Raw genomic sequence first — 1,139 nt, forward strand, 5'->3', positions numbered from 1 at the left:
TGTGCGAACTCGATATTTTACACGACTCTCTTTACCAATTCTGCCCCGAATTACACTTAAAACGACTCAACAGCTTAACGTTGGCTTGCCACGCCTTACTTGACTGTAAAACTCTCACTCTTACCGAACTTGGCCGTAACCTGCCAACCAAAGCGAGAACAAAACATAACATCAAACGAATCGACCGATTGTTAGGTAATCGTCACCTCCACAAAGAGCGACTCGCTGTATACCGTTGGCATGCTAGCTTTATCTGTTCGGGCAATACGATGCCCATTGTACTTGTTGACTGGTCTGATATTCGTGAGCAAAAACGACTTATGGTATTGCGAGCTTCAGTCGCACTACACGGTCGTTCTGTTACTCTTTATGAGAAAGCGTTCCCGCTTTCAGAGCAATGTTCAAAGAAAGCTCATGACCAATTTCTAGCCGACCTTGCGAGCATTCTACCGAGTAACACCACACCGCTCATTGTCAGTGATGCTGGCTTTAAAGTGCCATGGTATAAATCCGTTGAGAAGCTGGGTTGGTACTGGTTAAGTCGAGTAAGAGGAAAAGTACAATATGCAGACCTAGGAGCGGAAAACTGGAAACCTATCAGCAACTTACATGATATGTCATCTAGTCACTCAAAGACTTTAGGCTATAAGAGGCTGACTAAAAGCAATCCAATCTCATGCCAAATTCTATTGTATAAATCTCGCTCTAAAGGCCGAAAAAATCAGCGCTCGACACGGACTCATTGTCACCACCCGTCACCTAAAATCTACTCAGCGTCGGCAAAGGAGCCATGGATTCTAGCAACTAACTTACCTGTTGAAATTCGAACACCCAAACAACTTGTTAATATCTATTCGAAGCGAATGCAGATTGAAGAAACCTTCCGAGACTTGAAAAGTCCTGCCTACGGACTAGGCCTACGCCATAGCCGAACGAGCAGCTCAGAGCGTTTTGATATCATGCTGCTAATCGCCCTGATGCTTCAACTAACATGTTGGCTTGCGGGCGTTCATGCTCAGAAACAAGGTTGGGACAAGCACTTCCAGGCTAACACAGTCAGAAATCGAAACGTACTCTCAACAGTTCGCTTAGGCATGGAAGTTTTGCGGCATTCTGGCTACACAATAACAAGGGAAGAC

1 protein-coding gene is annotated in these 1,139 nt (G+C 45.1%); it reads left to right on the forward strand.

The annotated features are described in order from the left end of the window. On the forward strand, positions 1-1,139 hold a 1,139-nt coding region (locus PSF16_RS17390), incomplete at both ends, for an IS4-like element ISVsa5 family transposase (RefSeq protein WP_106378754.1).

Origin of the sequence: Providencia sp. PROV033, assembly GCF_028484855.1 — a bacterium.
Taxonomy (GTDB): domain Bacteria; phylum Pseudomonadota; class Gammaproteobacteria; order Enterobacterales; family Enterobacteriaceae; genus Providencia; species Providencia alcalifaciens.